This is a genomic window from Streptomyces katrae, from assembly GCF_000966975.1.
Taxonomy (GTDB): domain Bacteria; phylum Actinomycetota; class Actinomycetes; order Streptomycetales; family Streptomycetaceae; genus Streptomyces; species Streptomyces katrae.
In genome coordinates this window covers 1-5,433 of record NZ_JZWV01000665.1, presented here as the reverse complement: position 1 = coordinate 5,433, position 5,433 = coordinate 1, and the positions used below count along the sequence as shown (strand labels likewise).

Annotated in this window: 4 protein-coding genes; 2 read left to right on the top strand and 2 right to left on the bottom strand. The window is 68.0% G+C overall.

What is annotated here, in order from left to right; genetic code table 11:
- Positions 1-688, bottom strand: a 688-nt coding sequence (locus tag VR44_RS23530) for an NYN domain-containing protein (RefSeq protein ID WP_045949572.1), incomplete at its 3' end; no start/stop codon positions are given.
- Between the two features lie 212 nt (positions 689-900).
- On the opposite strand from VR44_RS23530, the gene VR44_RS46015 reads away from it, so the two are divergent.
- Positions 901-1,068: a hypothetical protein gene (locus VR44_RS46015; RefSeq protein ID WP_169791035.1), complete on the top strand. Its 168-nt coding sequence runs from the start codon at positions 901-903 to the stop codon at positions 1,066-1,068.
- 97 nt (positions 1,069-1,165) lie between these two features.
- Here VR44_RS46015 and dnaE read toward each other — a convergent pair whose 3' ends face one another.
- A complete protein-coding gene (gene dnaE, locus VR44_RS23525; RefSeq protein ID WP_045949571.1) occupies positions 1,166-4,705 on the bottom strand; it encodes a DNA polymerase III subunit alpha in 3,540 nt (1,179 codons plus the stop codon).
- A gap of 169 nt (positions 4,706-4,874) precedes the next feature.
- Here dnaE and VR44_RS23520 point away from each other — a divergent pair.
- Positions 4,875-5,433, top strand: a 559-nt coding sequence (locus VR44_RS23520; protein WP_045949570.1) for a DUF2252 family protein, incomplete at its 3' end; no start/stop codon positions are given.

The following is a 5,433-nucleotide window of genomic DNA, read 5'->3' as shown; positions in this document are numbered from 1 at the left end:
AGGGGGTGGCGGGGGCGGGCGGGGTGCCGTTGCGGGCGGCTTCGGCGAGCGCGGCCTCGGGCAGGGGGGCGGAGAGGATGGCGGCGATCTCGGGGCGCGGTGCGGGCGGCGGGGGGCACAGTCCGGCGAGGTCGCGGGCGCGTACGGCGCCGGTGATCCAGGCGCGGTCGAGGACGCGGCGCTCGTCGGCCTCGGCGACCAGGTCCTCGGACTGGTTGTAGTCCCCGTCGGCGGCCTGGACGGCCCAGAGGTGGACGGCGACCCCGTGTTCCTTGGCGGACATCAGCCCGGGCAGCAGGTCGCCGTCGCCGGTGACGAGGACCACGTCGGAGCAGGCCCGGTTGCGGGCGAGCTCGGTGAGTTCGGCGTGCATGGCGGCGTCGACGCCCTTCTGGGCCCAGCGGCCGTCGCTGCGGGTCAGGGCGCCCAGCCGGACGGTGACGCGGGGCATGACGCGCAGTCGGCGGTGTTCCGGCTGCGGCACCCGGTCGGGGGCACCGTCGAACCAGTAGATCCGCAGCAGGGGCTGCTGGGTGTCGGCCTCGGCGCGCTCGCGCAGGCCCTGGATGAGGGCGGAGTGGTCGACGGTGATGCGTGAGCGCGAGGGTTCTCCCGCGAGGAGGCTCGCGGCCGCGCCCAGCAGGTATCCGGCATCCACCAGGACGACGCAGCGGTCCACGCGTTCCACCCTCTTCCGTGGGGGTCCTCGACAGGTTTTCCCCGAGTCTGCCCGACCGCAAGGGCGTTGACGGCCGGAACTGGATCACCGGCGTGGCGTATCTCGCGGGAGGCCGCGCGACGAGCACCGCTACGCACGGCAATGATCCAAAATGCGGGCTTTGTTGTGGTGTGTGAGGGTGAAGGCGGCCCTGGCCCCTACACCCCCCACGGAGGCATCCCATGGCCAAGAACAAGAACCAGAAGCAGCCGGCGAAGCAGCAGGCGCGCTCGGGCGGGCAGGACATGCCCAAGGGCTCGACGGAGACCTCCGACGACCGCCCCTCGCAGTCGCCCAGTCCGCTGGACATGGCACACAAGAGCAAGTCGAAGCGCTTCGGCCACAACTGACGCCTCCGCGCGAGCGTGACAGCGGAAGGGGGCCCGCCCCGGCAGTGCCGGGGCGGGCCCCCTTCCCGTGCGTACGGCGGGCGTCCGCCCGTCCGGGCTAGCCGGCCAGGCAGGACGGGCCGAGGAGGACCTTGAGGTCGCCGAAGAGGGCCGGGTCGGGCTGGACCCGGTGCCGGTCGAGGCGCAGCACGGTGGTGGTGCGCGGGCCCTGGAGCTTGATCCTTACCTCGGTGTTGCCCTTGTGGTGGCGGAGGATCTCGCCCAGACGGGTGACCATCGGCGGGGTGACCTTGACGGTGGGGATGGTGAGGACGACGGGGGCGTTGGTGCCGGCGGAGGAGAGGTCGGGGACCATCATCTCCATCGCGACCAGACGGGGGACGTCCTCGCGCTTGTCGAGGCGGCCCTTGACGAAGACGACGGTGTCCTCGACCAGCTGGGTGGAGACGAGCTGGTAGGTGGCGGGGAAGAACATGCACTCGATGGAGCCGGCCAGGTCCTCGACGGTGGCGATGGCCCAGGCGTTGCCCTGCTTGGTCATCTTGCGCTGGAGGCCGGAGATGATGCCGCCGATGGTGACGACGGCGCCGTCCGCGTGCTCTCCGCCGGTGAGCTGGGAGATGCCGGCGTCCGTCTTGTCGGAGAGGACGTGTTCCAGGCCGAACAGCGGGTGGTCGGAGACGTAGAGGCCGAGCATCTCGCGCTCCTGGGCGAGCAGGTAGGACTTCTCCCATTCGACGTCGGAGAACTCCACGTCGAGGCCGAAGCCGGGCTCGCTGCTGTCCTCGTCACCCATTCCGCCGAAGAGGTCGAACTGTCCCTCGGCCTCCTTGCGCTTGACCGCGACCACGTTGTCGATCATCGATTCGTGGTGGGCGACCAGGCCCTTGCGGGTGTGGCCCATCTCGTCGTAGGCGCCGGCCTTGATCAGCGATTCGATGGTGCGCTTGTTGCAGACGACGGCCTCGACCTTGTCGAGGAAGTCGGGGAAGGAGGAGTACTTGCCCTTGGACTTCCTGGTCTTGATGATCGAGTCGACGACGTTCTGGCCGACGTTGCGGACGGCGGTGAGGCCGAAGAGGATCACGTCGTCGCCCTGGGCGGCGAAGTTGGACTCGGACTCGTTGACGTTGGGCGGGAGCACCTTGATGCCCATGCGCCGGCACTCGTTCAGGTAGATCGCGGACTTGTCCTTGTCGTCCTTGACCGAGGTGAGCAGGCCCGCCATGTACTCGGCGGGGTAGTTCGCCTTGAGGTAGGCGGTCCAGTAGGAGACGAGTCCGTACGCGGCCGAGTGGGCCTTGTTGAAGGCGTAGCCGGCGAAGGGGACCAGGACGTCCCAGAGGGCCTGGATGGCCTGGTCGGAGTAGCCGTTCTTGCGGGCGCCCGCCTGGAAGATCGTGAAGTTCTTCGCGAGCTCCTCGGGCTTCTTCTTGCCCATCACGCGGCGCAGGATGTCGGCCTCGCCGAGCGAGTAGCCGGCGATGATCTGGGCGGCCTTCTGGACCTGCTCCTGGTAGACGATCAGGCCGTAGGTGACCGCGAGCACCTCTTCGAGCGGCTTCTCCAGCTCGGGGTGGATCGGGGTGATCTCCTGCTGCTTGTTCTTGCGCAGGGCGTAGTTCGTGTGCGAGTTCATGCCCATCGGGCCCGGGCGGTAGAGCGCGGACACGGCGGAGATGTCTTCGAAGTTGTCGGGCTTCATCAGGCGCAGCAGGGAGCGCATGGGGCCGCCGTCGAACTGGAAGACGCCGAGGGTGTCGCCGCGCTGGAGCAGCTCGAAGGTCTTGGGGTCGTCGAGCGGGAGGGCCAGGAGGTCGATGTCGATCCCCTTGTTGGCCTTCACCATCTTGACGGCGTCGTCCATGATCGTGAGGTTGCGCAGGCCGAGGAAGTCCATCTTCAGCAGGCCGAGCGACTCGCAGCTCGGGTAGTCCCACTGGGTGATGGTGACGCCGTCGGTGTGCCGCACCCAGACGGGCACGTGGTCGGTGATCTTCTCGCTGGACATGATCACGCCGGCGGCGTGCACGCCCATCTGGCGGACCAGGCCCTCGACGCCGCGGGCGGTGTCGATGACCTTCTTCACGTCGGGCTCGTTCTCGTACATCCCGCGGATCTCGGCGGCCTCGCTGTAGCGGGGGTGCGAGGGGTCGAGGATGCCGGAGAGCGGGATGCCCTTGCCGAGGACGTCGGCGGGCATGGCCTTGGTGAGGCGGTCGCCCATGGCGTACGGGTAGCCGAGGACGCGCGCGGAGTCCTTGATCGCGTTCTTGGCCTTGATGGTGCCGTAGGTGCCGATCATGGCGACCTTGTCGGCGCCGTACTTCTCGGTCACGTACCTGATCACCTCGACGCGCCTGCGCTCGTCGAAGTCGATGTCGACGTCGGGCATGGAGACGCGCTCGGGGTTGAGGAAGCGCTCGAAGATCAGGCCGTGCGGGATGGGGTCGAGGTCGGTGATGCCCATGGCGTAGGCGACGATCGAGCCGGCCGCGGAGCCTCGGCCGGGGCCGACCGCGATGCCCTGGTTCTTGGCCCACATGATGAAGTCGGCGACCACGAGGAAGTAGCCGGGGAAGCCCATCGAGATGATCGTGTCCATCTCGTACTCGACCTGCTTCATGCGGTCCTCGGGGATGCCGCCGGGGAAGCGGCGGTGCATGCCCCGCATGGTCTCCTCACGGAACCAGGTGACCTCGGTGTAGCCCTCCGGGATGTCGAACTTGGGCATGAGGTTGCGGAACTTGAACATGCCCTCGGTGTCGACCTGCTCCGCCACCAGGCGGGTGTTGGCGCAGCCCTCCTGCCAGGCGTCCGAGGAGTCGATGGCGTACATCTCGTCCGTGGACTTCAGGTAGTAGCCGGTGCCGTCGAACTTGAAGCGGTCCGGGTCGGAGAGGTTCTTGCCGGTCTGGATGCAGAGCAGGGCGTCGTGGGCGCCGGCCTCGTGCGCGTAGGTGTAGTGGGAGTCGTTCGTCACCAGCGGCGGGATGCCGAGCTTCTTGCCGATCTCCAGCAGGCCGTCGCGGACCCGGCGCTCGATCTCGATGCCGTGGTCCATCAGCTCCAGGAAGTAGCGGCCCTCGCCGAAGATGTCCTTGTAGTCCGAGGCCGCCTTGATCGCCTCGTCGAACTGACCGAGGCGCAGTCGCGTCTGCACCTCGCCGGAGGGGCAGCCGGTGGAGGCGATCAGGCCCTCCGACCACTGGGAGATGGTCTCCTTGTCCATGCGGGGCCACTTGGTCAGCCAGCCCTCGGCGTAGGCGTCGGAGGACAGCCGGAAGAGGTTGTGCAGGCCGGTGGCGTTCGCGGCCCAGATCGTCTTGTGCGTGTAACCGCCGGAACCGGAGACGTCGTCCCGCTTCTGGTGCGGCTGGCCCCACTGGATGCGCCGCTTGTTGCGCCGGGACTCGGGGGCGACGTACGCCTCGATACCGATGATCGGGGTGATCCCGGCCTTCTGGGCGGAGTGGAAGAAATCGTACGCGCCGTGGAGGTTGCCGTGGTCGGACATGGCGATGTGCGTCATGCCCATTTCATTGCAGGCGGCGAACATGTCCTTCAGCCGAGCCGCACCGTCCAGCAGCGAGTACTGGGTGTGGACGTGCAGGTGCGTGAAGGGCGTCTTCGACACGGTGGAGGCCTCCGGGGGCGAGAGGGGCGGCAGCTATGAATCCTACGTCCCACGGGTGACAGATCCGGGGCACGGAGAGATACGGTCGGGCGTTGCAGAACCAGGAACACGTGTCCGACGTCCAGTCGGTCAGAACCCGTACCACCCCGTGCACCAGGAGGCATCCGCCATGGCGGTTCCCGAGACGACCGACGAGCAGCGCGCCGAGCAGATACTCGATGTGTTCGACACCGCTTTCGGTGAGCTGCTCGCCGCCGACCCCGCCGCCTTCCAGGTCAAGTTCCGGAAGATGGCCGCCTCGGCCTTCGCCTTCTACCGGGGCACGGCCTGCCTCTTCTACGCCGACCTGGAGCGCGACCGGCACGGCGGCCCCTTCCTGGACGAGCGGACGGGCCGGGTCTGGATCCACGGCGACCTCCACGCCGAGAACTTCGGCACGTACATGGACTCCAACGGCCGCCTGGTCTTCAACGTCAACGACTTCGACGAGGCCTACGTCGGCCCCTTCACCTGGGACCTCAAGCGCTTCGCCGCCTCCGTCGCCCTGATCGGCTACACCAAGGCGCTCAGCGACGAGCAGATCAGCGCCCTGGTGCGGACCTACGCGACCGCCTACCGCGAGCGCATCCACCAGCTGGCCACGGGCGCCAAGAACGAGGAAGTGCCCTCCTTCACCCTGGACACCGCCGAGGGCCCCCTGCTGCTGTCTCTTATACACATCTCTGAGC

What these genes read in the sequence shown, in the direction of transcription:
- VR44_RS46015 (WP_169791035.1), top strand. Translation starts at nt 901, where the DNA reads ATGGCCAAGAACAAGAACCAGAAGCAGCCGGCGAAGCAGCAGGCGCGC.